The sequence below is a fragment of the Ideonella sp. BN130291 genome (genome assembly GCF_036231905.1).
Classification (GTDB): Bacteria; Pseudomonadota; Gammaproteobacteria; order Burkholderiales; family Burkholderiaceae_C; genus CAMLIZ01.
The window spans coordinates 154,525-177,451 of sequence record NZ_JAZARE010000012.1; the positions used below are offsets into that span (position 1 = coordinate 154,525).

The following is a 22,927-nucleotide window of genomic DNA, read 5'->3' on the forward strand; positions in this document are numbered from 1 at the left end:
TAAGGAGCTCACATGCAACCTACCTGGATCGTGCTGGCCGACGAAGGCCGCGCGCGCATTCTCGAGATGCGCCAGCCCGGCCGCGACCTGGAAGAGGTGGAGGAATTCACCGACCCGGCAGCCCATGCCCGCAATGCCGACCTGCAGCGCGATGCGCACGGCCGGCGTGCACCGGCCGACAGCTACGGCGGCGCGCCCAACGTGCAGACCATGGGCGCCACCTCCACCACATCGGCCGGCGAGGACAAGGTGGACATCGAGGCCGAACGTTTTGCGCGCCAGGTGGCCGAGCGCCTGACGCAGGCCCACCGCCAGCACCGCTACGAGCGCCTGCGCATCGCCGCGGCGCCCAAGTTCCTGGGGCGCTTGCGCAAGGTGCTCGACAAGGAGGTCAGTGCCACGGTCGAGGAAGAGCTCGACAAGGACCTGCTGCAGCTGGACCGCCGCACGCTCACGCAACGCCTGTATCCATCGCAGCAGCAGGGCAGCTGACCCTTTCGGGGGTGGTACAGCCCTTGCCCCGGTGCAGCTGACATCCCCCGAAAAGACAGTCATGGCCCCAACCCCACAAAGCCCCGGCGCGGGGGAGCGACGCGCCGGGCACCTCGTGATCATTGGCGGCAACGAGGACCGCGACAACGACAAGCAGGTGCTGCGCCGCTTCGTCGAGCTCACCGCCAGGGCAGACCCGAAGATCGTGGTGCTCTGCGCCGCGGGGGCCACCGGCGACACCGCCTGGAAGGTGTATGACCAGGCCTTTGCGGACCTGGGCGTGCAGCAGCGCCTGGCGCTGGAGATGGCCTCGCGGGAGGACGCCAACGATCCCAAGGCGGCCGACCGGCTGCTCACTGCCGACGGCATCTTCATCGCCGGTGACGACCAGAAGCGCCTGCTGGCGGTGATTGGCGGCACGCTGGTGCACCAGGCGCTGCACAAGGCCTGCGACGAGCTGGGCCGCTGCATCGCTGGCACCAGCGCCGGCGCGGCTGCACTGTCGCAGCACATGATGCATGACGGCGGCGCCGGGGCACCGGCGCCCGGCACCGCGCTCAGCCTGGCGGCCGGCCTCGGGCTGCTGCAGCGCGTGCTGATCGACCAGCATTTTTCCGAGCGCCAGCGCCTGGGACGCCTGCTCTCGGTGGTGGCCCAGAACCCCACGCTCATCGGCGTGGGCATCGACGAGGACACCGCGCTGGTGATCGAGCGCAGCGGCGGTGGCCTGGAAGTGGTGGGCGATGGCGCGGTCACCTTGATCGACGGGCGGCAGATGTCGTCCAACTTCCTGCCCGGCCCCGAGCACGAGGCGCTGGAGCTGGTGGACGTCAAGCTTCACCTGCTGCCGGCCGGCGCGCGCTACGGCAGCGCTGCCAAGGCCGTGCCACCCGCATTGCAGGACATCGTTTCCATCCTCACGAGCCGAGGGAGCCCGTTGTCATGAAGATCGTCGAAGCCCGCTTCCTCAGGGGGCCGAACCTGTTTGCGCGCCGCACGGTGCTCGAAGCCATCGTGGACCTGGAAACGCTGGATGAAGTGGCCTCGAACCAGATAGACGGTTTCACCGACCGGCTGATCCAGATGCTGCCCGGCATTGGCGAGCATCACTGCGGCGTCGGCTACCGCGGCGGCTTCGTCGACCGCCTGCGTGAAGGCACCTACATGGGCCACATCGCCGAGCACATCATGCTGGAGCTGCAGGCGCTCGGCGGTTACGACATCGGCTACGGCAAGACGCGCATGGTGCACGGCCGGCCGCGCCACTACCGCATCGTGGTGGGCTACAAGCTGGAGAAGCTGGCCATGCGGGCGCTGGAGCAGGCGCTGCAGGTGGTGCAGGCGGCGGCCGACGGCCGGGTGCTCGACATCGCGCCGCTGGTGGAGGAGCTGCGCGCCATCCGCTGCAAGCAGGGCCTGGGGCCCAGCACACAGGCGATCGTGGATGCGGCGCATGACCGCGGCATCCCGGCGATCAGGCTGTCCGACGACGCCAGCCTGTTCCAGCTCGGCTGGGGCTCACGCCAGCGCCTGGTGCAGGCCACGGTCACCGGCGCCAGCGGCCACATCGCGGTCGGCATCGCCAGCGACAAGGAGCTCACCAAGCGGCTGCTCTCCGCCGCCGGCATTCCGGTACCGCGCGGTTTCATCGTCACCTCGATCGAGGAGGCCCAGGTGGCGGCGCGTGATGTCGGCATGCCGGTCACCCTGAAGCCCCTGGATGCCAACCAGGGCAAGGGCGTCACCACCGGCATCCGAACGCCCCAGGAAGTGGCGGTGGCCTTCGAACGCGCGCGCCAGCACGGGCCCAAGGTGATCGTGGAACAGCATGTGCGCGGCCAGGACCACCGCGTGCTGGTGGTCAACGGCCGCGTGGTGGCCGCCTCCCGCCGCCTGCCGCCCCAGGTGGTGAGCGACGGCCGGCGCACCGTGCGCGAGCTGGTGGAGGAGGTGAACGCCGACCCGCGGCGCGGCGTGGGGCACGAGTCGGCGCTGACACGCATTCCGCTGGACGCGTCGGCGGCCGACTGCCTGGCGGCCCAGGGCCTGGGTTTCGAGAGCGTGTTGCCCACCGGCGCGGTGGCGCTGCTGCGCGGCAACGCCAACCTGTCCACCGGCGGCACCGCGGAGGACGTGACCGACCAGCTGCATCCGGACACCGCGGCCCTGTGCGTGCGCGCTGCGCGGCGCATCGGGCTGGATGTGGCGGGTATCGACCTGGTGTGCGCCGACATCGCTGCACCGCTGGGCCCGCAGGGCGGGGCGCTGATCGAGGTGAATGCCGCGCCCGGCATCCGCATGCACGAGCAGCCGTCCGAAGGTGTGCCGCGTGCGGCCGGCCGGGCCATCGTCGACGGCCTGTTCCCGCCCGGCGACGACGGCCGCATCCCCTTGATCGCGGTCACCGGCACCAACGGCAAGACCACCACCACGCTCGCCATCGCGCACGTGCTGCGGGCGGCGGGCCTGCGCACCGGCTGCACCACCACCGAAGGCGTGTATGTCAATGGTGAGCGCATCATGGACGGCGATTGCACCGGCTACTGGTCCGGCCGCGCGGTGCTCACCGACCCGGACGTGGATGCCGCGGTGCTGGAAACGGCGCGCGGCGGCATCCTCAAGCGCGGCCTGTGCTACGACCGCAGCGACGTGGCCGTGGTGCTCAACGTCACGGCCGACCACCTGGGCCAGGACGGCGTGGACACGCTGGAAGAGCTGGCGCGTGTGAAGGCCGTGGTGGCCGATACGGCGCGCAAGGCGCTGGTGCTCAACGCCGAAGACCCGCACTGCGTGGCCATGACCGAAGAGCTGCGCGAAGGCGTGGAAGTGATCTTCTTCGCCATGCAGGCGGAGCATCCGGTGGTGCAGGGCCACCTGCAGGCCGGCGGGCGCGCCGTGCTGCTGCGCGACGGTGAGATCGTGCTCGCCACCCGGGACGGCAGCGTGCCCGTGGTGCGGGCGGACCGCCTGCCGTTCACCCTCGGTGGCCGCGCGCGCCACAACGTGGCCAATGCGCTGGCGGCCGTGGCGGCGCTGGTGGGCAGCGGGCAGGCGCTGGGCACCATCGCGCAGGCGCTGCAGGGTTTTGCCTGCAGCAGCGAGGCCAACCCGCTGCGCCTGAATGTGTTCCAGCTCGGCGAGGTTCGGCTGGTGGTGGACTATGCCCACAACCTGGCGGCCTACCGGGCGCTCATCGACACCTGTCGCGGCTTCGGCAGCGGCCGCCTGGTGGGCGTGGTGTCGGCGCCGGGAGACCGGCGCGACCGGGAGCTGCAGGACATCGGCGAAGCGTGTGCGCAGGGCTTCGACGAGATCGTGATCTACGAGATCGACGAGGACCGGGGCCGCCCGCTGGGTGCCACCGCCCGGGCCTTGCTGCAAGGTGCACAGCGCACCGGCCGCCCGGCGAGCGTGGAAGTGGACATGTGCCGCGCCTTGCGCCAGGCCTTGCAGCGCTGCCGGCCGGGCGACACCCTGGTGTATGCCTGCGCCACCCGCCTGAGCGACCTGCAGGCCGCCTTCGGCCACTTGCCGATGGCCGAGGAACGGGCCAGCGGCGGGCCGGCGCTGCGCCTGGCGTGGTCGTCGGAGCTGCCGCGCAGCCCGGTCGGCGAGGCCGAGCGCCTGCAGGAGCGCGACGTGGCGGCCACCGGGCGGCGCGTGCTGCTGCCACGCCGGCACGAGCCTGCCTGAGCCTTCGATCCACTCACACAAGGAGAGCCCGCGATGCAAAGCAAAGCCAAACTGTTCGGCCATCCCGTGCACCAGATGCTGATCGTGTTTCCGCTCGGGCTGCTGGCCACTGCGGTGGTGTTCGACCTGATCCACATCGCCACCGACCGGCCGCTGATGGCGGTGGTGTCCTACTGGATGATGGCCGCCGGCGTGGTGGGCGGCCTGGTGGCCGCGCCCTTCGGCTGGATCGACTGGGGAGCGATTCCCAAAGGCACGCGGGCCAAGAGCGTGGGCCTGACCCACGGCTTGGGCAATGTGGTGGTGCTGCTGCTGTTCATCGGCAGCTGGTTCCTGCGCCGGCCGGCCCCTGAAGCGCCCGGGATGCTGGCCCATTCGCTGGCCTTCCTGGGCGCCGGGCTCTCGCTCTTCACCGCCTGGCTGGGTGGCGAGCTGGTGGACCGCCTCGGCGTGGGGGTCTACGACGACGCCGGGCTCGATGCGCCGAATTCACTGCGCGCGCGGCACGAAGCGCCGGCCGCGCGCACGGCGACGCATTGAGCTACGCTGGCGGGATGCAGAAACCCGCACGTTACCTGGTGATCGTGGAGCAGGACGGCGGCATGCTCGCCCGCCTGTTCGATGACGACATGCGGCTGGCCGCCGAGTTCGACGCCAGCTCCGAAGAGGTGGTCGTCATGACGGCCGGCCTGCAGCCGCAGCGCGGGGCCATCGCAGCGCAGTGGGACAAGCCTCTGCGCGGCCACAGCGCCAGCGAGCGTGCCGCCGCGCTGGTCTACACGCTGGACGTCTGAACCGCCCGCTTCAGGAGCGCGGGTTCACCGGCGGGGCCTTGGTCACGCGGGTCTTGCCGCCGGTGGTGACCAGGATCACCGGGTCACCCGGGTTCAGCGTTTCCTGGCCCTTGGCCTGCACGATCGCGCGGCGGTCGCCGTTGCGCATCTGCAGCAGGATCTCCACCGCGTCCTCGCTGGTGCCGGCGCGCTCGATCGCGTTGCCCACCACCGCGCCGGCCACCGCGCCCAGCACGCCCACCACCACGGCTTCGCGCCGCCCACCGACCGACGAGCCCGCCACGCCGCCCGCCACCGCACCGGCGGTGCCGCCGATGCCGCTTTGCGAGCCGTCCACCCGCACCGGGCGCACCGACAGCACGGTGGCGTCCTGCACCTGCGACAGGCGCTGCGCGTCGCCGCGCTGCACGACGTCCGGGCTGGTGGTGGAGCAGCCGGCGACCAGGGCCAGCAGCAGCGGCGCTGCGATCAGGGTGCGTTTCATGGGGAGGACTCCTCGGGCGTGGTGGATGGCGTCAGCAACGGGCACGGCCAAGCCGGCGTTGACGCCTGTGGTGCGGTGAGACCGCACCCGCGTGGCGGAGTTCCGGTAAAGATTCAGCCGTGCAGGCGCGAATTGCGCGGCACGCTGGCGAGCAGGAACTCCATCTGGTCGGCCAGGATGCGGCGGCCGCGCAGGATCATGTCCTCGTGCAGGCTGGGCACGTAGGGCAGGTACAGCAGGCTCATGTGCGCCTCTTCCGGCAGCCGGTTGCCCTTGCGGCCGTTGCAGCTGCGGCAGGCGGTGATGCAGTTCATCCAGCTGTCGCGCCCGCCGCGCGAGGTGGGCACGATGTGCTCGCGGGTCAGGTCGTCAAAAGGAAAACGGTGGCCGCAATAGGCGCACAGGTGGCGGTCGCGCGCAAACAGCTTGGGGTTGGACAGCGCCGGCGCCTGGCGCCAGGCCCGCGTGGGAATCGCACCGCGCACCGCGATGATGGGGTGCACCTCGATGCGCGACTGCCGGCCAGTGGCACGCTGAATGCCACCACGCAGCACGTGAAACGCTTCGCCGAGTGTCCAGGCCACGCCGTCGCTGGCGTAGATCACCGCGGCTTCCTTCGCCGTGATCCAGGCCTGCGGGCGGCCGGAAACATCGAGCTGCAGCACGTCCATGGTGCGAAGCCACTCCTTTCGACAATGCGGATGGAACAGGACTTGCGGTTGGCGCTGACCGTCACAGCATATCGCGGGAAGGTGTCAGCACTCAACCTCGCGATCCATGGGCTTTCAAGCAGCTACCGTTCCTAGAATGACTTCATGCGACTTCCTTCGCTGCTTGCCGGGCTGCTGAGCGCCGCCGTGCTGCTGTGGGCTGCGGGCCCGGGCCCCGCGGATGCGGCCGCGCCCGAGCCGGTGCCTCCCGCCGCGTCGGCCGCCGCCTCAGGCGCCAGCGCCGGCGCCTCGGCGGCCGCGCCCCCCGCGTCGGCGGCATCCGGCGCCGAGGCTGATACCGAACTGGTGGAGCCACCCCCGCCACCGTCGCCTGCGGGCCAGCGCGTCTACGAAGCCGCGCGCGGCACGCTGGTGCAGGTGCGAACCCTGCTCAAGGCGCAGGACAGCCAGGCGACGGTGGGCTCAGGTTTCCTGGTGAGCCCGGAGGGCCACCTGATCACCAACTTCCACGTGGTCAGCACCTATGCCCTGCAGCCCACCAGCCACCGCCTGGTGTATTCCACCGCCGACGGTGGCCAGGGCGCGCTGCAGCTGATCGACGTGGACGTGGCGCATGACCTGGCGCTGCTCAAGCCGGTGCAGGCCGATGCGTTTGCCGGCCGCGGCGCCTTGAGCTTCCGCCCGGCCACGCTGGCCTTGGGCCGCGGCGAGCGCCTGTATTCCCTCGGCAACCCGCTGGACGTGGGTTTTGCGGTGGCCGAAGGCTCCTACAACGGGCTGGTGGAGCGCAGCTTCCTGCCCACCATCTTCTTCGGCGGCTCGCTCAGTGCCGGCATGAGCGGCGGGCCCACGCTGGATGCCAAGGGCCGGGTGATCGGCGTGAACGTGGCCACCCGCCGCGACGGCGAGCAGATCAGCTTCCTGGTGCCTGGGCAGTACGCCAAGGAGCTGCTGGAGCGCAGCCGCGGCGCTTCGCCGCTGGGGCTGCCCGCCTACCCGCAGATCACCAAGCAGATGCTGGTGCACCAGGAGGCCCTGACCAAGGCCTTCATCGCGCTGCCCTGGCGCAATGCCGGCAACCAGCGCTATGCGATTCCGGTGCCGCGCGAGGATTTCCTGCGCTGCTGGGGGCGCAGCACGCCACCCGAATCGCGTGGCCTGGAGTTCGAGCGCTCGGACTGCAACATGGACAGCCGGGTCTACATCACTTCCGGCTTTTCCACCGGTTTCATCAGCGTGCGCCATGAGGCCTATGACGGCCGCAAGCTCGGGGCGCTGCGCTTTGCGCAGCGCTACTCGGCGAGTTTCCGCAACGAGTTCATGGGGGCCAACAACGCCTACCTCACCGCGCCCCAGTGCCATGAACGCTTCGTGGACCGGGGCGGGCTGCCGCTGCGTGCGGTGATGTGCCTGCGCGCGCACAAGAAGCTGCGTGGCCTGTACGAGGTGGCGGTGCTGGTGGCCACGCTGGACCAGTCCACGGCCGGCGTGCAGGGCCGCTTCGACGCCCATGGCGTCAGCTTCGAGAACGCCAAGGCGCTCACCGAGCATTACCTCAACGGCTTTGCATGGACCGATCCGAAGACCGCCTCGCGCTGATCGAAGTGCTGGAGCGCGACGGCCGGGTGCGCCGCGGCTTCCTGGTCACGCGCTGGCCGGTCACACTGGGCCGGGCGCTGGACAACGACGTGGTCATCGACGATCCGCATGTGGCGGCCCATCACTGCAGCCTCGTGCAAGGCCCGGCCGGCGAGGCCGGCGCACCGCTGCTGTTGCAGGTGGGCCCCACCCGCAACGGTGTGCAGGTGGGGCCACGCACCCTGGTGGAAGGGGAAACCGCGCCGCTGCCTCCGCTGGGCGAGGCGTTCCAGATCGGCGGCACCCGCCTGCGCGTGCGGCTGCCCGGTGATCCGCTGGAGCCCGAGCGCCCGCTGGGCCTGGCCACCACCGGCGCGCATCCGCTGGTGACGCTGGCCTGCGCGCTGGCGCTGTGGGCGCTGGTGCTCATCGAGCATGGCATCTACCTGGACCCGGGCTCCAGCCTCACCGACTGGCTGATGCCGCTGCTGGCCTGGCCGCTGGGCGCTTTGGGCTGGTGCGTGGTGTGGGGCATCGGCTCCAAGCTGTTCCAGCACCGCTTTGAGTTCTGGGCCCACTTTGCCATCCTGATGAAGGGCCTGCTGGCGATGGCCGTGCTGGACGTGATGCTGCCGGTGCTGGCCTATGCGTTGTCCTGGGAGTGGCTGGCGCGCATCAGTCCGGTGGTGAGCGCGCTGGTGGCGGGCGCCACGCTGTACCGCCACGCCGTGCTCGTGGTGCCGGTGACCCGCTGGGCCATCGCTGCCGGCATTGCGGGCTGCCTGCTGATCGCAGGCGCAGTGCTCGGCACGCTGAACTACCAGCGCAGCGATCGCCTGTTCAGCGAGCCGTACCTCGCCACCCTGCCGCCGCCGGCGTTCCGCATGGCGCCCGGGGTGTCGGTGAAGGATTTTGTGGGTGACTCCGCTCCCTTGCGCGACAGGTTGGACCGGCGCGCCGCCGAGGATGCACAAAAGGGCGGGGCCGATTGAGGGCCCACTGACCGTTGGAGCCAAGCTGTGGGCCGCCCGGCGTGACCGAATGCCGCTCTAGGCGATAGCCCCTAGAAAATTCATGGGCTGAACCCCCCGCTGGACACGGAAGTCTGCAAAATAGAACGACCGTTCGTTTTCTGAAGCAGCCCCGTGGCCCTGACCGAAACGCCCCTGAAGACCAAGCCGCCCGCGCCCAAGCCGGCGCAGCGCACGACCTTGCAAAAAGGTCAGCAGACCCGGGCGACCATCCTGGAGGCTGCGCTTGCGCTCGCGTCCAGCATGGGGCTGGAGGGGCTGTCCATCGGCGCGCTGGCTGAAGTGACGCAGATGAGCAAGTCGGGCGTCTTCGCCCACTTCGGCTCGCGCGAGGAGCTGCAGATCTCCGTCATCCGCGAATACCACCAGAAGTTCGAGGAAGAAATCTTCTACCCGGCCATCCGCGAGCCGCGCGGCCTGCCGCGCCTGCGCGCGCTGTTCGAGCGCTGGGTGCGCCGGGTGTCGGTGGAAATCGATTCGGGCTGCATCTACATCAGCGGCGCGGTCGAATTCGATGACCGGCCCGGCCCGGTGCGCGATGCGCTGGCGTCCATGGTGCGCGCCTGGCATGCCGCGATGGAACGATCCATCCGCATCGCCATCGAAGAAGGCCACCTGCGGGCGGACACCGATCCGCTGCAGATGCTGTTCGAGATCCACGGGCTGATCCTGGCCCTGCACCACGACGCGCGCTTCCTGCGCCTGCCGGGTGCCACCGATCGTGCACGGCGCGGCTTCGAGCGCACCGTCAGCCACTACGCCGTCGTTGGAGACCCGGCGGTCCCCCCTCAGAAGGCTCCGCCCAAGGCGCGCCGCTGAATCACCGAGCATCAAAAAGGAGTTCGTCCATGCCTCAGTACAACCCGCCGCTGCGCGACATGCAGTTCGTCCTGCACGAGATGCTCAAGGTCACCGATGTCTACAAGGCGATGCCCAAGCATGCCGACGTGGACATGGACACCATCAACGCGGTGCTGGAAGAGGGCGGCAAGTTCGCCTCCCAGGTGCTGTTCCCGCTGAACCAGGTGGGCGACCGCGAAGGCTGCAAGCTCAACAAGGAAACGCACGAGGTCACCGCGCCCACCGGCTTCAAAGAAGCCTACAAGCAGTACGTCGAAGGCGGCTGGCCCGCACTGAGCTGCGATCCGGAATACGGCGGGCAAGGCCTGCCGATCGCGGTGAACCAGTGTTTCTACGAGATGATGAACTCGGCCAACCAGGCCTGGACCATGTACCCCGGCCTGTCTCACGGCGCCTATGAGTGCCTGCATGAACACGGCACCGCGGAGCAGAAGGCCACCTACCTGCCCAAGCTCACCAGCGGCCAGTGGACCGGCACCATGTGCCTGACCGAACCGCATTGCGGCACCGACCTGGGCCTGCTGCGCACCAAGGCCGAACCGCAGGCCGACGGCACCTACCGCATCACCGGCTCCAAGATCTTCATCTCCGCCGGCGAACACGACCTGGCCGAAAACATCATCCACCTGGTGCTGGCGCGCCTGCCGGACGCGCCGGCCGGCAGCAAGGGCATCTCGCTGTTCGTGGTGCCCAAGTTCCTGCCCAATGCCGATGGCACGCCGGGCAAGCGCAACGGCGTGTTCTGCGCCGGCCTGGAGCACAAGATGGGCATCCATGGCAACGCCACCGCCCAGATCGTGCTCGAAGGCGCCATCGGCACCCTGGTGGGCCAGCCCAACAAGGGCCTGGCCGCGATGTTCGTGATGATGAACGCCGCCCGCCTGGGCGTGGGCAACCAGTCGCTGGGCCTCACCGAAGTGGCCTACCAGAACGCGGTGGCCTACGCGAAGGACCGCATCCAGATGCGCGCACTGTCGGGCCCCAAGGCCGCCGACAAGCCGGCCGACCCGATCATCGTGCACCCCGACGTGCGCAAGATGCTGCTCACCGCCCGGGCCTATGCCGAAGGCGGCCGTGCGCTGGCGATCCACATTGCGCTGCTGATCGACAAGGAACTGTCCTCCACCGACGAGGACGAGCGCAAGGACGCCGCCGACCAGGTGGCGCTGCTCACCCCGATCGTGAAGGCCTTCCTCACCGACAACGGCTGGCTCGCCACCTCGCATTGCATGCAGGTCTTCGGCGGCCACGGCTACATCGCCGAGTGGGGCATGGAGCAGTACGTGCGCGACGCGCGCATCAACATGATCTATGAAGGCACCAACACCATCCAGTCGCTGGACCTGCTGGGCCGCAAGGTGCTGGCCGACAACGGCGCCAAGCTGAAGAAGTTCGGCAAGCTGGTGCAGCAGTTCATCGAGGACGAAGGCACCAACGAGGCCATGCAGGAGTTCGTGAACCCGCTGGCCGACATCGGTGACAAGGTCACCAAGCTCACCACCGAGCTCGGCATGAAGGCGTTCCAGAACGCCGACGAAGTGGGCGCCGCCGCGGTGGACTACCTGCGCGTGGTGGGCCACCTGGTCTTCGCCTACTTCTTTGCACAGCAGGCCAAGGTGGCGCTGGAGAAGCAGAACTCCGGCGACCCGTTCTACACCGCCAAACTGGCGACGATCCGGTTCTACTTTGCCAAGCTGCTGCCGGAAACGGCCACGCTGATCCGCACCGCGCGGGCCGGCCTGCAGCCGCTGATGGCGATGGACGAAGCGCTGTTCTAAGCAAATCGCGCTCAATGGTTCGGTGGCGGTGGAAAAGGGGTTTTTCCGCCGCTGTTCGCCAACCGCCCCCTACAACAAACACGGGGCTGCCAGTGAGGAAGTGAGAGAGACAACCATGAAAAAGACCACCATCGCCCTGTTGCTCGCCAGTGTGGCGGGCGTCGCCTTCGCGCAGACGGCCAGCCCGGTCGGCCTGTGGAAGACGATCGACGACGAGACCGGCAAGGAGAAGTCGTTCGTGCGCATCACTGAGAACAACGGTGCGCTGGTCGGCAAGATCGAGAAGCTGCTCGATCCCACCAAGGCCGACGCCAAGTGCGAGAAGTGCACCGACGAGCGCAAGGACCAGCCCGTCGCTGGCATGACCATCATCCGCAACGTCAAGAAGGACGGCAGCGACGAGCTGTGGGAAGGCGGGGACATCCTCGACCCCAACAACGGCAAGGTCTACAAGGTGCGCTTGAAGCCGGAAGATGGCGGCAAGAAACTCACGGTGCGCGGCTACATCGGCATGCCGATGCTGGGCCGCAGCCAGACCTGGGTGCGCGTCGAATAAGGCGCCACCCTGAAACGATCGGGAGGCTGTGACCGCACGGCCTTCGCGATTCACTTCCTCCCGATCACTGAATCCACGGAGTACACACAATGAGTCGATTCCAAGTCCGCAAAGTCGCCGTGCTCGGCGCCGGCGTGATGGGCGCGCAGATCGCCGCCCACCTCGTCAACGTCAAGGTGCCGGTGGTGCTGTTCGACCTGCCCGCCAAGGAAGGCCCGAAGAACGGCATCGTCACCAAGGCCGTGGAAGGGCTGAAGAAGCTGAAGCCGTCGCCGCTGGGCGTGCCGGAAGACGCGGCGCTGATCGGCCAGGCCAACTATGAAGAGCACCTGGAGCAGTTGAAGGACTGCGACCTGATCATCGAGGCCATTGCCGAGCGCATGGACTGGAAGCTCGACCTGTACAAGAAGATCGCCGCCCACATCGCGCCGCATGCGATCGTGGCCTCCAACACCTCGGGCCTGAGCATCACCAAGCTCAGCGAGGCGCTGCCAGAAGAGATCAAGCCGCGCTTCTGCGGCATCCACTTCTTCAACCCGCCGCGGTACATGTACCTGGTGGAGCTGATCCCCACCCCGACCACGCGGCCGGAGATCCTCGACCAGCTCGAGACCTTCGTGACCACCAGCGTGGGCAAGGGCGTGGTGCGCGCCAAGGACACGCCCAACTTCGTGGCCAACCGCGTGGGCATCGCCGGCATGCTGGCCACCATGATCGAGGCCGAGAAGTTCGGCCTGTCGTACGACGTGGTGGACGACCTCACCGGCAAGAAGCTGGGCCGTGCCAGCTCCGGCACCTTCCGCACCGCGGACGTGGTGGGCCTGGACACCATGGCCCATGTGATCAAGACGCTGCAGGACAACCTGAGCGCCGATCCGTTCTACCCCAGCTACGCCACGCCCAAGGTCGTGAACGACCTGATCGGCAAGGGCGCGCTCGGCCAGAAGAGCGGTGGTGGTTTCTACAAGAAGGTGGGCAAGGACATCCTGCGCCTGGACCCGGCCACCGGCGACTACGTGGCCGCCGGCAAGAAGGCCGACGAGATCGTGGCCCGCATGCTCAAGAAGGCACCGGCCGAGCGCCTGAAGCTGCTGCGCGAATCCACCAACCCGCAGGCGCAGTTCCTGTGGGCCATTCTGCGCGACAGCTTCCACTACGCTGCCGTGCACCTGAAGGACATCGCCGACTCCGCGCGTGAAGTGGACTTCGCCATGCGCTGGGGCTTCGGCACCTCGCAGGGCCCCTTCGAGCTGTGGCAGGCCGCCGGCTGGAAGCAGGTGGCGCAGTGGGTGCAGGAGGACATCGAGGCCGGCAAGGCGCTGTCCAAGGAGCCGCTGCCCGCCTGGGTGTTCGACGGCCGCGATGGCGTGCACACGGCAGAAGGCTCCTGGAGCCCGGCGCAGAACCGCTACATCCCGCGCAGCACGCTGCCGGTGTATGAGCGCCAGTTCTTCCCCGAGACCGTGGGTGGCCTGGGCCAGGACCCGCTGAAGGCCGGCACCGAGGAATTCAAGAACGAGGAAGTGCGCGTCTGGTCGCTGGACGGCGAAGTGCTGATCGCCAGCATCACCGCCAAGCTGCACCTCATCAGCCCGACCGTCACCGAAGGCCTGCTGAAGGCAGTCGAGATCGCCGAAGCGAAGTACAAGGGCCTTGTGGTCTGGTCGCCGGACGACGTGTTCTCCGCCGGCGCGAACCTGGAAGCGCTGATGCCCGTGTTCATGAAGAGCGGCGCCAAGGGCATTGCGCCCGAGGAGAAGAAGCTGCAGGACATGATGCTGCGCCTGCGCTACGCCAACGTGCCGGTGGTGTCCGCGATCCGCGGCATCGCATTGGGCGGCGGTTGCGAGCTGGCCGTGCACTCGGCCAAGCGGGTGGCCACGATGGAAAGCTATGTCGGCCTGGTGGAAGTGGGCGTCGGCCTGATCCCCGGCGGTGGCGGCCTGGCCTATATCGCGCGGCGTGCGGCGGAGAACGCTGCGTCGGCACCCGGCGTGGACATCCTCGCGTTCGCCAAGGAAGGCTTCACCGCGGCCGCGATGGCCAAGGTGGGCACCAGCGCGATCGAATCGCGCAAGCTGGGCTACCTGCTGGACAGCGACGTGATCGTGCCCAACAAGGACGAGCTTCTCTACGTGGCGATCAACGAAGCCAGGAGCATGTACGAGTCGGGTTACCGCCCGCCGGTGAAGAAAGCCTTCCCGGCCGCCGGCCGCTCGGCCATCTCCACCATCCAGGCGCAGCTGGTCGGCATGCGCGACGGCGGCTTCATCAGCCAGCACGACTATCACATCGGCAGCCTGATCGCCGACGTGGTGTGCGGCGGCGAGGTGGAAGCCGGCTCGCTGGTGACCGAGGAATACCTGATGGCGCTGGAGCGCAAGCACTTCTGCGGGCTGCTGGAGCACCCCAAGACGCAGGAACGCATCATGGGCATGCTGCAGACCGGCAAGCCCGTCAGAAATTGACCACCCCCGGAGCGCCTGCGGCGCTTCCCCCCCAAGGGGGCGCCGCAGGCGGCCCGGCAAAGCCGGATCCGCGGCGGCACTGGGCTGAAGTCGAGATATGCGAAGTGAGCGGCGCTTGTCGCCATGGAGAACTGAAATGAGTACCAAGCAAGTGCAAGAGGCCTACATCGTTGCGGCCACCCGCACCCCGATCGGCAAGTCCGGCCGCGGCTACTTCAAGAACACCCGCCCTGACGACCTGCTGGTCGCGGCGCTGCGCAGCGCGCTGGCCCAGGTGCCCAACCTGGACCCGAAGGCGATCGAGGACGCCATCATCGGCTGCTCCTTCCCCGAGGGCGAGCAGGGCATGAACATGGCCCGCATGGCCGCGGTGATCGCCGGGCTGCCCAACACCGTGGGCGGCATCACGGTGAACCGCTTCTGCGCCTCCGGCCTGTCGGCCGTGCAGATGGCGGCCGACCGCATCCGCGTGGGCGAAGCCGACGTGATGATCGCCGGCGGCGCCGAGTCCATGAGCATGGTGCCCATGGGCGGCAACAAGCCCTCGTTCAACCCAGAGATCTTCCTCAAGGACGAAAACGTGGGCCTGGCCTACGGCATGGGCCTCACCGCCGAGAAGGTGGCCGCGCAGTGGAAGGTCAGCCGCGAGGCGCAAGACGAGTTTGCGCTGCAGTCGCACCTGCGGGCCTTGAAGGCCATCCAGTCGGGTGAGCTGCAGGACAGCATCACGCCCTTCGAGGTGGTCGAGCGTTCGCCCAACCTCGCCACCGGCGAAGTCAACGTGAAAAAGCGCACCGTGAGCGTGGACGAGGGCCCGCGCCCGGACACCTCGCTCGAAGGCCTGGCCAAGCTCAAGCCCGTGTTCGCCGCCAAGGGCAGCGTCACGGCGGGCAACAGCTCGCAGACCAGCGACGGCGCGGGTGCGCTCATCCTGGCGTCGGAAAAGGCGGTGAAGCAGTTCGACCTGAAGCCGCTGGCGCGCTTCGTGAGCTTCGCCTCGCGCGGCGTGCCGCCCGAGATCATGGGCATTGGCCCGATCGAGGCGATTCCGGCAGCGCTGAAGTACGCCGGCCTGAAGCTCGACGACCTGGGCTGGATCGAGCTCAACGAAGCCTTCGCCGCGCAGGCGCTGGCCGTCATCAACACCGTGGGCCTGAACCCCGCGGTGGTGAACCCCTACGGCGGCGCGATCGCGCTGGGCCACCCGCTGGGCGCCACCGGCGCCATCCGCTCGGCCCAGCTGATCCACGCGCTGCGTCGCAACAAGCAGAAGTACGGCATGGTCACCATGTGCGTCGGCGCCGGGCAAGGGGCCGCCGGAGTGTTTGAAGCGCTGTAAACAGCGCACACCCCCAGAGCCCCGTTCGGGGCCTCCCCCTCAAGGGGGCGCCGCCAGCGGCCCGGCAAAGCCGGTTCCGCGGCGGCCGCAGGAAGGGTGGGTGGGCCTCGACCCTAGCGGCGCAGGTTCACCTTCCCAGCCGCTCAAGTTTTGGAGACGTCCATGCAGATGGTTCGCTTTGCGGCGGTTGACGGCTTCGAGTTGAGCGGTAGCTTGTACGGCGACGCGTCGGCTGCCCAAGCCGCTTTGCTCATCGTGCCCGCGATGGGTGTGTCCCAGCGCTACTACGCCGAGTTCGCCGATTGGTTGGCGACGCAAGGCTTCGTGGTGTTCAGCTTCGACTACCGCGGCATGGGGGCCTCACGCCCCACGGCGCTTAAGAAGTCGCTCAAGGGCCTGGACGCCGACGTGGTGACCTGGGCCGAGAAGGACACCGCCGCGGCGCTGGCCTGGCTGGACGCTCAGGTGGGCCCCCAGATGCAGATCCACTGGCTGGGCCACAGCCTGGGCGGGCAGATCTTCGGCCTGGTGCCCAACCGCGAGCGCATCTCGCGCATGGTCACCGTGGGCACCGGCAGCGGCTACTGGCTGCAGAACTCGCCGCGCCTGCGCAACTATGTGTGGTGGCTGTGGTACTTCGTGACACCGGTGGCGCTGCCGCTGTTTGGCTACTTCCCCGGCAAGGCACTCAAGAAGGTGGGCGACCTGCCGCACGGCGTGATGGCGCAGTGGCGGCGCTGGTGTCTCCACCGCGACTACCTGATGAGCGAGCCCGGCACATCATGGCGGGAGCGTTACGCCGCCATCCGCACGCCGATCCTCAGCCTCTCGTTCACCGACGACGAATTCATGTCCGCGCAGAACACCGCCTCGCTGCACGGCTTCTATGCCAACGCGCCGCGCGAGATGCGGCGCATTGCACCAGCCGACCTGGGCGTCCAGCGCATCGGGCACTTCGGCTTTTTCAGAAAACATTTCGCCCAGACCTTGTGGCCCCAGGTGCCGCAGTGGCTGGCGAACTGAACGACACATCCCACAAGGAGACACCATGAGCATCAAGACCGCCACCCTGAACGGCGTGGCCACCATCGAGATCGCGCGCCCCGAGAAGAAGAACGCGATCACGATCGACATGTACAAGGCGATGGCCGACGCGATCTACGACGCGCAGCTGGACAGCGCGGTGCGCGCCATCCTCATCACCGGCCAGCCGGGCATCTTCACCTCCGGCAACGACCTGGAGGACTTCATGCAGCGGCCCGCGCAGAACGCCGAATCGCCGGTGTTCCAGTTCATGAAGGCGCTCACCGAATGCGACAAGCCGGTGGTGGCCGCGGTCACCGGCGCGGCCATCGGCATCGGCACCACCTTGCTGCTGCACTGCGACTTTGTCTACGTGTCCGACGAGGCGCGCCTGGCGATGCCGTTCGTGAGCCTGGGGCTGGTGCCGGAGTTCGCCTCCAGCCTGATGCTGCCGCGCCTGCTGGGCAACGTGAAGGCGGCGGAGAAGCTGCTGCTGGGTGACCCGTTCACCGCGGCCGAAGCGGTGGAGTGCGGCATCGCCAATGCCGTGCTGCCGGCCAGCGAGGTGGCCGCCCATGCCCGCCGTATCGCCGAGCGCTTCAACCAGCTGCCGCCCGGCGCCGTGCGCGAGACCAAGCGCCTGATGCGCACGGCCCTCGCCGACCAGATCACGCCCACCATCCACAAGGAAGCCGACATCTTCGGCCAGCGCTTGCGCAGCCCCGAAGCGCGCGAAGCCTTCCAGGCCTTCTTCGAAAAGCGCAAGCCCGACTTCAGCAAGTTCTGAACGTGGGGCCGGCCGGCGCTCACAATGCCGCCATGAGCCAGGCTTTGAAGATCGCGCTGGGGCCGCTGCTGGTGGCCCAGGGCTTGTGGACACGCCGCCGCACCTTGCGCCTGCCGGAAGCGGCGGGGCCGCGCGAAGGCGTGGCTGGCGAAGGTGAGCCGCTGCGCCTGCTGATCGTGGGCGACTCTTCGGCCGCCGGCGTGGGGGTGGAACACCAGCGGGAGGCGCTGGTCGGCCACCTTCCGCGGCGCCTGGGGGAACTTTTGGGCCGCCAGGTGCAGTGGCAGCTGGTGGCCCGCTCCGGTGTCACTTCGGCCCAGGCGCTGCAGCTCGTCAAATCCTGGGAGCCGGCGCCGGCGGAGATCGCGCTGGTGATCCTGGGCGTCAATGACGTGGTGGACCGGGTGCCGGTGGCCCGCGCCATCGAAGCGCGCGAGGCGCTGGCCGACTGGCTGTTCGAGAACGTCTCGGTGCGCCACGTGGCTTTTGCGGCGCTGCCGCCCATGGACCGCTTTCCCGCATTGCCCCGGCCCTTGCGCACCGTCATCGGTGCCGATGCCCGCCGGCATGACCAGGCCCTGGCGGCCTGGGCGGCGGCCTGCATCGACGTGTCCCACGTGCCGCTGGCCTTGTCGCTGGAGGCCGCCCACATGGCGCCTGACGGTTTCCATCCCGGCGCCACCGGCTACCGCGCCTGCGGCGAGGCGCTGGCCGAACAGCTGGCCTTGATCGTCGCCACATTCGACAACACAAGGAGACCTTGATGACCCGAACCCTGCAAGGCAAGACCCTCTTCATCACCGGCGCCTCGCGCGGCATCGGCCTGGCGATCGCAAAGCGCGCCGCCGCCGACGGCGCCAACATCGTGCTGATCGCCAAGACCACCGAAGCCAACCCCAAGCTGCCGGGCACGGTGTTCAGCGCGGCCGGGGAAGTGGAAGCGGCGGGTGGCCAGGCGCTGGCGATTCCCACCGACATCCGCGACGAGGCGGCCGTGGCAGCCGCCGTGAAGCAGGCCGTCGACCGCTTCGGCGGCATCGACATCCTGGTGAACAACGCCAGCGCGATCAGCCTCACGCCCACGCCGGCCACGCCGATGAAGCGCTTCGACCTGATGTTCGGCGTGAACGTGCGCGGCACCTATTGCTGCACCCAGGCCTGCCTGGAATCCTTGGCCAAAAGCGCGCAGGCGGGGCGCAACCCGCATGTGCTCAACATGTCGCCGCCCCTGAGCATGAAGGCCCATTGGTTCAAGGACCACACCGCCTACACCATGGCCAAGTACGGCATGAGCATGTGCACGCTGGGACACTCGGCGGAGTTCAAGAAGCTGGGCATCGCGGTCAACAGCCTGTGGCCGCGCACCGCCATCGCCACCGCCGCGCTGCAGATGATCCCGGGCGTGGACGTCAACAAGTGCCGCACGCCGGAGATCCTGTCCGACGCCGCCTACCTGGTGCTCACCAGCGATGCCCGCGAGACCACGGGCAACTTCTTCATCGACGACGAGTGGCTGGCCCAACACGGCATCACCGAGCTGGACAAGTACAGCGTGGTGCCGGGCACCACGGACTTCATCCCGGACTTCTTCGTCGACTGACGCGGCTCAGGCCGGCGTGGCGCCGGCCTCGTCCGCCGACGTGCCGCAGCTCGGGCAGTAGTGGAAAAAGGCGTTCTTGCGCGTGTCGCAGTTGCGGCAGTGGTCGAACAGCTTCAGGCCGCAGCTGGCACAGAAGTTCGCTTTCACGTCCCCGGTGGTCATCACGGGCCGCTCGCAACCGGGGCAGAGGTTGTTGGCCATCTTCTTGAGAGCCTCGTCGGTGGACAGCGACTGGCGCCGCTCCAGCTCCGTCTGCTGCTCCACCTGCTGGCGCCGCGCCAGGTAGCGCCGCATCGCCTGCACGGCGTAATGGCCGGCCACGCCTGTGAGCACGATGCCGACGACGTAGCGCACGTAGCCGCCGTAGCTGGGCAGGTAGGGCACCAGCTCCACGAAGAAGGCGAACAGGGCGAACAGCACGAAGCCGCGCATCAGCGGCCAGTAGTCGCTCTTGCGCTTGCGGGCCACCAGCCAGCCGGCCACCACCAGCAAGGGCAGGGTGAGTGCCAGGCGCATGCCGAACACCCGCAGCTCCTGGCGGAACACGGCGCGTTCGTAGGGCCCGCGCGCGGCCTCCAGCACATCGCCTTCGGCCTGCTGATGCTGCTGCTGGGCCTGCTCGGATTCGAGCAGCCGGCTGTCCAGCGCCTCTACCTGCGCCTGCGCCGCGCGTTCGGTGGCCTTCAGGCCGTCAAGGTCACGGGTGCGCTGCACCACCTGCGGGTCTTGCGCCGGGTTGGTGGTGGCGGTGCGGGTGGCGATCCAGTTGTCATAGGCCGAGCGGGCCGACTGGTAGGCGTTGCTCGCGGCGGTCAGCGCCAGCTGGGCGCGCTCGCGTTCGGCCTGCAGATCCTTCTGCTGGCGCTGCAGGGTGTGCAGCGCCTCGCGATGGCTTTGCAGCGCCGCGCGGTCGGCGAACTGCTCCACGCTGAGGGAGTTGTCCAGCCGGGGCAGGTCCGCCACCAGTTGGCCGCCCAGGCCGATCAGGAATCCGGCGAAGACAAACGACACCAGCCACATCGACAGCCGGAACAGGCGTTCCGGCACACGCAAGCTCTTGAACATGCGGGCCTCCTCGGTTTTGTTGATCAACCGATGATCGCACGGCAGCGCGCGGGCGCCCCGCCGACTGAGGGAGCCGTCAGGTACGTGGCAGCTCGCGCGGCTGGCCGTTGCCGTCGATGGCCACGTAGGTGAGGTTGGCTTCGGTCACCTTCACCACCGTGAGGTCCTCGGGGTTGCGCTCGGCGTACACCTCCACATGCACGGTGATCGAGGTGCGGCCGATGCGCTCCACCTTGGCATAGAAGCTCAGCAGGTCGCCCACCGACACCGGCTGCTTGAACACGAACTGGTTCACCGCCACGGTGGCGATGCGGCCCTTGGCAATGCGCGCCGGCATCACTGCGCCGGCCAGGTCCACCTGCGCCATGATCCAGCCGCCGAAGATGTCGCCATTGGCATTGGCGTCCGCGGGCATCGGCATCACCCGCAGCACGAGCTGGCGGTCTTCGGGCAAACTGAGTTTTGCCGGCGAGGCGCTTGAATCGGCCGTCATTGTCGTCATGTGCATCCTTTCGCTCGCCTGATTGTCCCATCCACCATGCGCCGCCTGTCCGCCGCTCCGCCCGCACCCGCCGATCCGCCGGGCACCCCGCGTTCGGACTGGGCCACGCTGAGCAAGCTGTTCCCCTACCTGTGGCAGTACCGCTGGCGCGTCGGGCTGGCGCTGGGTTTCCTGGTATTGGCCAAGATGGCGAATGTCGGCGTGCCGCTGCTGCTCAAGTCGTTGGTCGATGCGCTGTCCCTGAAGCCGGGCGACCCGCGCGCCATGCTGGTGGTGCCGGTGGGCCTGCTGCTGGCCTATGGCGGCCTGCGCCTGTGCACGACCTTGTTCACCGAGCTGCGCGAGCTCACCTTCGCCAAGGCCACCGAGGGCACCGCGCGCAGCATCTCGCTGCAGACCTTCCGCCACCTGCATGACCTGAGCCTGCGTTTCCACCTGGAGCGCCAGACCGGCGGCATGACGCGCGACATCGAGCGCGGCACGCGGGCGGTGAATTCGCTGATCTCCTACTCGCTCTACAGCATCCTGCCCACGCTGATCGAAGTGGCGATGGTGCTGGCCTTGCTGGCGGTGAAGTTCGATGCGGTGTTCGCGCTCATCGTGGCCGCCGCGCTGGTGGTGTACATCGCGTTCACCATCACGGTGACCGAGTGGCGCACCAAGTACCGGCGCGAGATGAACGAGCTCGACTCCAACGCCCACAGCAAGGCGATCGACTCGCTGCTCAACTACGAGACCGTCAAGTACTTCAACAACGAGGACTACGAAGCCGCCCGCTACAACGTCAGCCTGGAAAGCCTGCGCAAGGCGGCACTGAAGGCGCAGCGCACCTTGTCCCTGCTCAACACCGGGCAGCAGCTGATCATCGCGGCGGCGCTGGTCACCATGCTGTGGCGTGCCACCAGCGGCGTGGTGGTGGGCCGCATGACGCTGGGCGACCTGGTGATGGTGAACGCCTTCATGATCCAGCTCTACATCCCGCTCAATTTCCTGGGCGTGTTGTACCGTGAGATCAAGCAGGCGCTGACCGACCTGGACAAGATGTTCAAGCTGCTGGAGCGCGAGCGCGAGATCGCCGACACGCCGGGTGCCGGTGCGCTGAAGGTCACGCAGGGCACGGTGCGCTTCGAGCAGGTGGACTTCGCCTATGACCCGGCCCGGCCCATCTTGCATGGCGTGAGCTTCGAGATCCCACCCGGCAAGACGGTGGCGGTGGTGGGGCCCTCCGGGGCGGGCAAGTCCACCCTGGCCCGACTGCTCTACCGGTTCTACGACGTGAACGGCGGCCGCATCACCATCGACGGGCAGGACATCCGCACGGTCACCCAGGCCAGCGTGCGCCAGGCGATCGGCATCGTGCCGCAGGACACGGTGCTGTTCAACGACACGGTGGAATACAACATCGCCTACGGCCGCCCGGGTGCCTCGCGTGCCGAGGTGGAGGCGGCAGCCAAGGCCGCCCACATCCACGACTTCATCGCGGCCACGCCCAAGGGTTACGACACCATGGTGGGCGAGCGCGGGCTCAAGCTATCCGGCGGTGAGAAGCAGCGGGTGGCGATCGCCCGCACCTTGCTGAAGAACCCGCCGATCCTGATCTTCGACGAAGCCACCTCGGCACTGGACTCCGCCAACGAGCGTGCGATCCAGGCCGAGATGAAGAGTGCGGCGCGCGGCAAGACCGCACTGGTGATCGCGCACCGGTTGAGCACCGTGGTGGACGCGCACGAGATCGTGGTGATGGAGCGCGGGCGCATCGTGGAGCGCGGGTCGCATGCTGCGTTGCTGGCCGCTGGCGGGCGGTATGCGGAGATGTGGCGCTTGCAGAGGGATGCGGCTTCTTCATCCTTGCAGGAGGCGGGGGTTTTGTCGTCTCTTTAGTCGCACTTGCGTGCAGCCCGCCGGTCGCGCCCGGCCGGCGGTCACTTTCTTCTGCTGGCTCAGAAGAAAGTAACCAAAGAAGAGAGCCTGGAAGACCAACATCCGATTTCGCTCCCTCACGCCGGTAGGGGGTCCGGTTCTCTGGAGGCCCGTTCGGTCGCGAGAGACGCGAGGCCACTTGTGACGGGTGCTTTGGCTTGCGTGCACCGCGCGCTGGACGTCTTTCCATCCTCCGTGCGCGGGCGCTTCGCTGCGCTCGCTCGGACATGGCGTGCGGAGGCTGGTTCGTGGTCCAGTGATAGGTCAGGTCGATGTACCTGGCTG

General features: G+C 68.3%; 21 protein-coding genes. 17 read left to right on the forward strand and 4 right to left on the reverse strand.

All coding sequences use genetic code 11. The annotated features are described in order from the left end of the window. The first annotated feature begins 12 nt into the window (after positions 1-12). The 5 genes from VPH43_RS23515 to VPH43_RS23535 all read left to right on the forward strand — a co-directional run bounded on the left by VPH43_RS23515 (position 13) and on the right by VPH43_RS23535 (position 4,979). The gene (locus VPH43_RS23515) at positions 13-492 is read left to right on the forward strand and encodes a host attachment protein (RefSeq protein WP_328580201.1); all 480 of its coding nucleotides are present in this window, start codon (positions 13-15) and stop codon (positions 490-492) included. Between the two features lie 61 nt (positions 493-553). Continuing rightward, positions 554-1,438 carry a cyanophycinase gene (locus tag VPH43_RS23520; RefSeq protein WP_328580202.1) on the forward strand — a complete coding sequence of 295 codons (885 nt, stop codon included), beginning with the start codon at positions 554-556 and terminating at the stop codon, positions 1,436-1,438. Next, positions 1,435-4,185, forward strand: a complete 2,751-nt coding sequence (gene cphA / locus VPH43_RS23525) for a cyanophycin synthetase (RefSeq protein ID WP_328580203.1) — start codon at positions 1,435-1,437, stop codon at positions 4,183-4,185. The genes VPH43_RS23520 and cphA overlap by 4 nt, the downstream gene beginning before the upstream one ends. A gap of 33 nt (positions 4,186-4,218) precedes the next feature. After that, positions 4,219-4,725, forward strand: coding sequence for a DUF2231 domain-containing protein (locus tag VPH43_RS23530; protein ID WP_328580204.1), 507 nt, complete (start codon positions 4,219-4,221; stop codon positions 4,723-4,725). Between the two features lie 14 nt (positions 4,726-4,739). After that, positions 4,740-4,979: a hypothetical protein gene (locus VPH43_RS23535; RefSeq protein ID WP_328580205.1), complete on the forward strand. Its 240-nt coding sequence runs from the start codon at positions 4,740-4,742 to the stop codon at positions 4,977-4,979. A 10-nt stretch (positions 4,980-4,989) separates the two neighbouring features. Here VPH43_RS23535 and VPH43_RS23540 read toward each other — a convergent pair whose 3' ends face one another. Beyond that, positions 4,990-5,463, reverse strand: coding sequence for a glycine zipper 2TM domain-containing protein (locus VPH43_RS23540; protein ID WP_328580206.1), 474 nt, complete (start codon positions 5,461-5,463; stop codon positions 4,990-4,992). Between the two features lie 113 nt (positions 5,464-5,576). Beyond that, positions 5,577-6,134: an HNH endonuclease gene (locus tag VPH43_RS23545; protein WP_328580207.1), complete on the reverse strand. Its 558-nt coding sequence runs from the start codon at positions 6,132-6,134 to the stop codon at positions 5,577-5,579. Between the two features lie 144 nt (positions 6,135-6,278). Here VPH43_RS23545 and VPH43_RS23550 point away from each other — a divergent pair, with 144 nt between their 5' ends. The 11 genes from VPH43_RS23550 to VPH43_RS23600 all read left to right on the forward strand — a co-directional run bounded on the left by VPH43_RS23550 (position 6,279) and on the right by VPH43_RS23600 (position 19,155). Beyond that, the gene (locus VPH43_RS23550; protein ID WP_328580208.1) at positions 6,279-7,733 is read left to right on the forward strand and encodes a S1 family peptidase; all 1,455 of its coding nucleotides are present in this window, start codon (positions 6,279-6,281) and stop codon (positions 7,731-7,733) included. Continuing rightward, entirely contained in the window at positions 7,703-8,704 is a 1,002-nt protein-coding gene (locus VPH43_RS23555; RefSeq protein ID WP_328580209.1) for an FHA domain-containing protein, read from the forward strand. The genes VPH43_RS23550 and VPH43_RS23555 overlap by 31 nt, the downstream gene beginning before the upstream one ends. 153 nt (positions 8,705-8,857) lie before the next feature. Next, on the forward strand, positions 8,858-9,562 hold the full coding sequence (locus tag VPH43_RS23560; RefSeq protein WP_328580210.1) for a TetR/AcrR family transcriptional regulator: 705 nt from the start codon (positions 8,858-8,860) through the stop codon (positions 9,560-9,562). A gap of 29 nt (positions 9,563-9,591) precedes the next feature. Then, the gene (locus VPH43_RS23565; protein WP_328580211.1) at positions 9,592-11,382 is read left to right on the forward strand and encodes an acyl-CoA dehydrogenase C-terminal domain-containing protein; all 1,791 of its coding nucleotides are present in this window, start codon (positions 9,592-9,594) and stop codon (positions 11,380-11,382) included. Positions 11,383-11,497: 115 nt separating this feature from the next. After that, on the forward strand, positions 11,498-11,938 hold the full coding sequence (locus tag VPH43_RS23570) for a DUF2147 domain-containing protein (protein ID WP_328580212.1): 441 nt from the start codon (positions 11,498-11,500) through the stop codon (positions 11,936-11,938). Between the two features lie 89 nt (positions 11,939-12,027). Next, positions 12,028-14,406: a 3-hydroxyacyl-CoA dehydrogenase/enoyl-CoA hydratase family protein gene (locus VPH43_RS23575; protein WP_328580213.1), complete on the forward strand. Its 2,379-nt coding sequence runs from the start codon at positions 12,028-12,030 to the stop codon at positions 14,404-14,406. Positions 14,407-14,542: 136 nt separating this feature from the next. Next, positions 14,543-15,745, forward strand: coding sequence for an acetyl-CoA C-acyltransferase (locus VPH43_RS23580; RefSeq protein ID WP_328580214.1), 1,203 nt, complete (start codon positions 14,543-14,545; stop codon positions 15,743-15,745). 162 nt (positions 15,746-15,907) lie between these two features. Then, a complete protein-coding gene (locus VPH43_RS23585) occupies positions 15,908-16,768 on the forward strand; it encodes an alpha/beta hydrolase family protein (protein ID WP_328580215.1) in 861 nt (286 codons plus the stop codon). 25 nt (positions 16,769-16,793) lie between these two features. After that, the gene (locus VPH43_RS23590) at positions 16,794-17,555 is read left to right on the forward strand and encodes an enoyl-CoA hydratase (RefSeq protein ID WP_328580216.1); all 762 of its coding nucleotides are present in this window, start codon (positions 16,794-16,796) and stop codon (positions 17,553-17,555) included. Between the two features lie 32 nt (positions 17,556-17,587). After that, complete coding sequence (locus VPH43_RS23595; protein ID WP_328580217.1) at positions 17,588-18,319, forward strand: SGNH/GDSL hydrolase family protein; 732 nt, start codon at positions 17,588-17,590, stop codon at positions 18,317-18,319. Beyond that, the gene (locus VPH43_RS23600; protein WP_328580218.1) at positions 18,319-19,155 is read left to right on the forward strand and encodes an SDR family oxidoreductase; all 837 of its coding nucleotides are present in this window, start codon (positions 18,319-18,321) and stop codon (positions 19,153-19,155) included. Before VPH43_RS23595 ends, VPH43_RS23600 begins: the two co-directional genes overlap by 1 nt. Positions 19,156-19,161: 6 nt before the next feature. Here VPH43_RS23600 and VPH43_RS23605 read toward each other — a convergent pair whose 3' ends face one another. Together VPH43_RS23605 and VPH43_RS23610 are read right to left on the reverse strand one after the other, a co-directional pair. Then, positions 19,162-20,220, reverse strand: coding sequence for a serine endopeptidase (locus tag VPH43_RS23605; RefSeq protein ID WP_328580219.1), 1,059 nt, complete (start codon positions 20,218-20,220; stop codon positions 19,162-19,164). Between the two features lie 76 nt (positions 20,221-20,296). Next, positions 20,297-20,713, reverse strand: a complete 417-nt coding sequence (locus VPH43_RS23610) for an acyl-CoA thioesterase (protein ID WP_328580229.1) — start codon at positions 20,711-20,713, stop codon at positions 20,297-20,299. Positions 20,714-20,758: 45 nt separating this feature from the next. Between VPH43_RS23610 and VPH43_RS23615 the strand changes: the two genes are divergently transcribed. Next, the gene (locus tag VPH43_RS23615; RefSeq protein WP_328580220.1) at positions 20,759-22,603 is read left to right on the forward strand and encodes an ABCB family ABC transporter ATP-binding protein/permease; all 1,845 of its coding nucleotides are present in this window, start codon (positions 20,759-20,761) and stop codon (positions 22,601-22,603) included. Positions 22,604-22,927 lie beyond the last annotated feature (324 nt).

What these genes read in the sequence shown, in the direction of transcription:
- VPH43_RS23580 (WP_328580214.1), top strand. Translation starts at nt 14,543, where the DNA reads ATGAGTACCAAGCAAGTGCAAGAGGCCTACATCGTTGCGGCCACCCGC.
- VPH43_RS23615 (WP_328580220.1), top strand. Translation starts at nt 20,759, where the DNA reads ATGCGCCGCCTGTCCGCCGCTCCGCCCGCACCCGCCGATCCGCCGGGC.
- VPH43_RS23550 (WP_328580208.1), top strand. Translation starts at nt 6,279, where the DNA reads ATGCGACTTCCTTCGCTGCTTGCCGGGCTGCTGAGCGCCGCCGTGCTG.
- VPH43_RS23520 (WP_328580202.1), top strand. Translation starts at nt 554, where the DNA reads ATGGCCCCAACCCCACAAAGCCCCGGCGCGGGGGAGCGACGCGCCGGG.
- VPH43_RS23605 (WP_328580219.1), bottom strand. Translation starts at nt 20,220, where the DNA reads ATGTTCAAGAGCTTGCGTGTGCCGGAACGCCTGTTCCGGCTGTCGATG.
- cphA (WP_328580203.1), top strand. Translation starts at nt 1,435, where the DNA reads ATGAAGATCGTCGAAGCCCGCTTCCTCAGGGGGCCGAACCTGTTTGCG.
- VPH43_RS23585 (WP_328580215.1), top strand. Translation starts at nt 15,908, where the DNA reads ATGCAGATGGTTCGCTTTGCGGCGGTTGACGGCTTCGAGTTGAGCGGT.
- VPH43_RS23610 (WP_328580229.1), bottom strand. Translation starts at nt 20,713, where the DNA reads ATGACGGCCGATTCAAGCGCCTCGCCGGCAAAACTCAGTTTGCCCGAA.
- VPH43_RS23540 (WP_328580206.1), bottom strand. Translation starts at nt 5,463, where the DNA reads ATGAAACGCACCCTGATCGCAGCGCCGCTGCTGCTGGCCCTGGTCGCC.
- VPH43_RS23590 (WP_328580216.1), top strand. Translation starts at nt 16,794, where the DNA reads ATGAGCATCAAGACCGCCACCCTGAACGGCGTGGCCACCATCGAGATC.
- VPH43_RS23515 (WP_328580201.1), top strand. Translation starts at nt 13, where the DNA reads ATGCAACCTACCTGGATCGTGCTGGCCGACGAAGGCCGCGCGCGCATT.
- VPH43_RS23570 (WP_328580212.1), top strand. Translation starts at nt 11,498, where the DNA reads ATGAAAAAGACCACCATCGCCCTGTTGCTCGCCAGTGTGGCGGGCGTC.
- VPH43_RS23565 (WP_328580211.1), top strand. Translation starts at nt 9,592, where the DNA reads ATGCCTCAGTACAACCCGCCGCTGCGCGACATGCAGTTCGTCCTGCAC.
- VPH43_RS23595 (WP_328580217.1), top strand. Translation starts at nt 17,588, where the DNA reads ATGAGCCAGGCTTTGAAGATCGCGCTGGGGCCGCTGCTGGTGGCCCAG.
- VPH43_RS23530 (WP_328580204.1), top strand. Translation starts at nt 4,219, where the DNA reads ATGCAAAGCAAAGCCAAACTGTTCGGCCATCCCGTGCACCAGATGCTG.
- VPH43_RS23535 (WP_328580205.1), top strand. Translation starts at nt 4,740, where the DNA reads ATGCAGAAACCCGCACGTTACCTGGTGATCGTGGAGCAGGACGGCGGC.
- VPH43_RS23600 (WP_328580218.1), top strand. Translation starts at nt 18,319, where the DNA reads ATGACCCGAACCCTGCAAGGCAAGACCCTCTTCATCACCGGCGCCTCG.
- VPH43_RS23545 (WP_328580207.1), bottom strand. Translation starts at nt 6,134, where the DNA reads ATGGACGTGCTGCAGCTCGATGTTTCCGGCCGCCCGCAGGCCTGGATC.
- VPH43_RS23575 (WP_328580213.1), top strand. Translation starts at nt 12,028, where the DNA reads ATGAGTCGATTCCAAGTCCGCAAAGTCGCCGTGCTCGGCGCCGGCGTG.
- VPH43_RS23555 (WP_328580209.1), top strand. Translation starts at nt 7,703, where the DNA reads ATGGACCGATCCGAAGACCGCCTCGCGCTGATCGAAGTGCTGGAGCGC.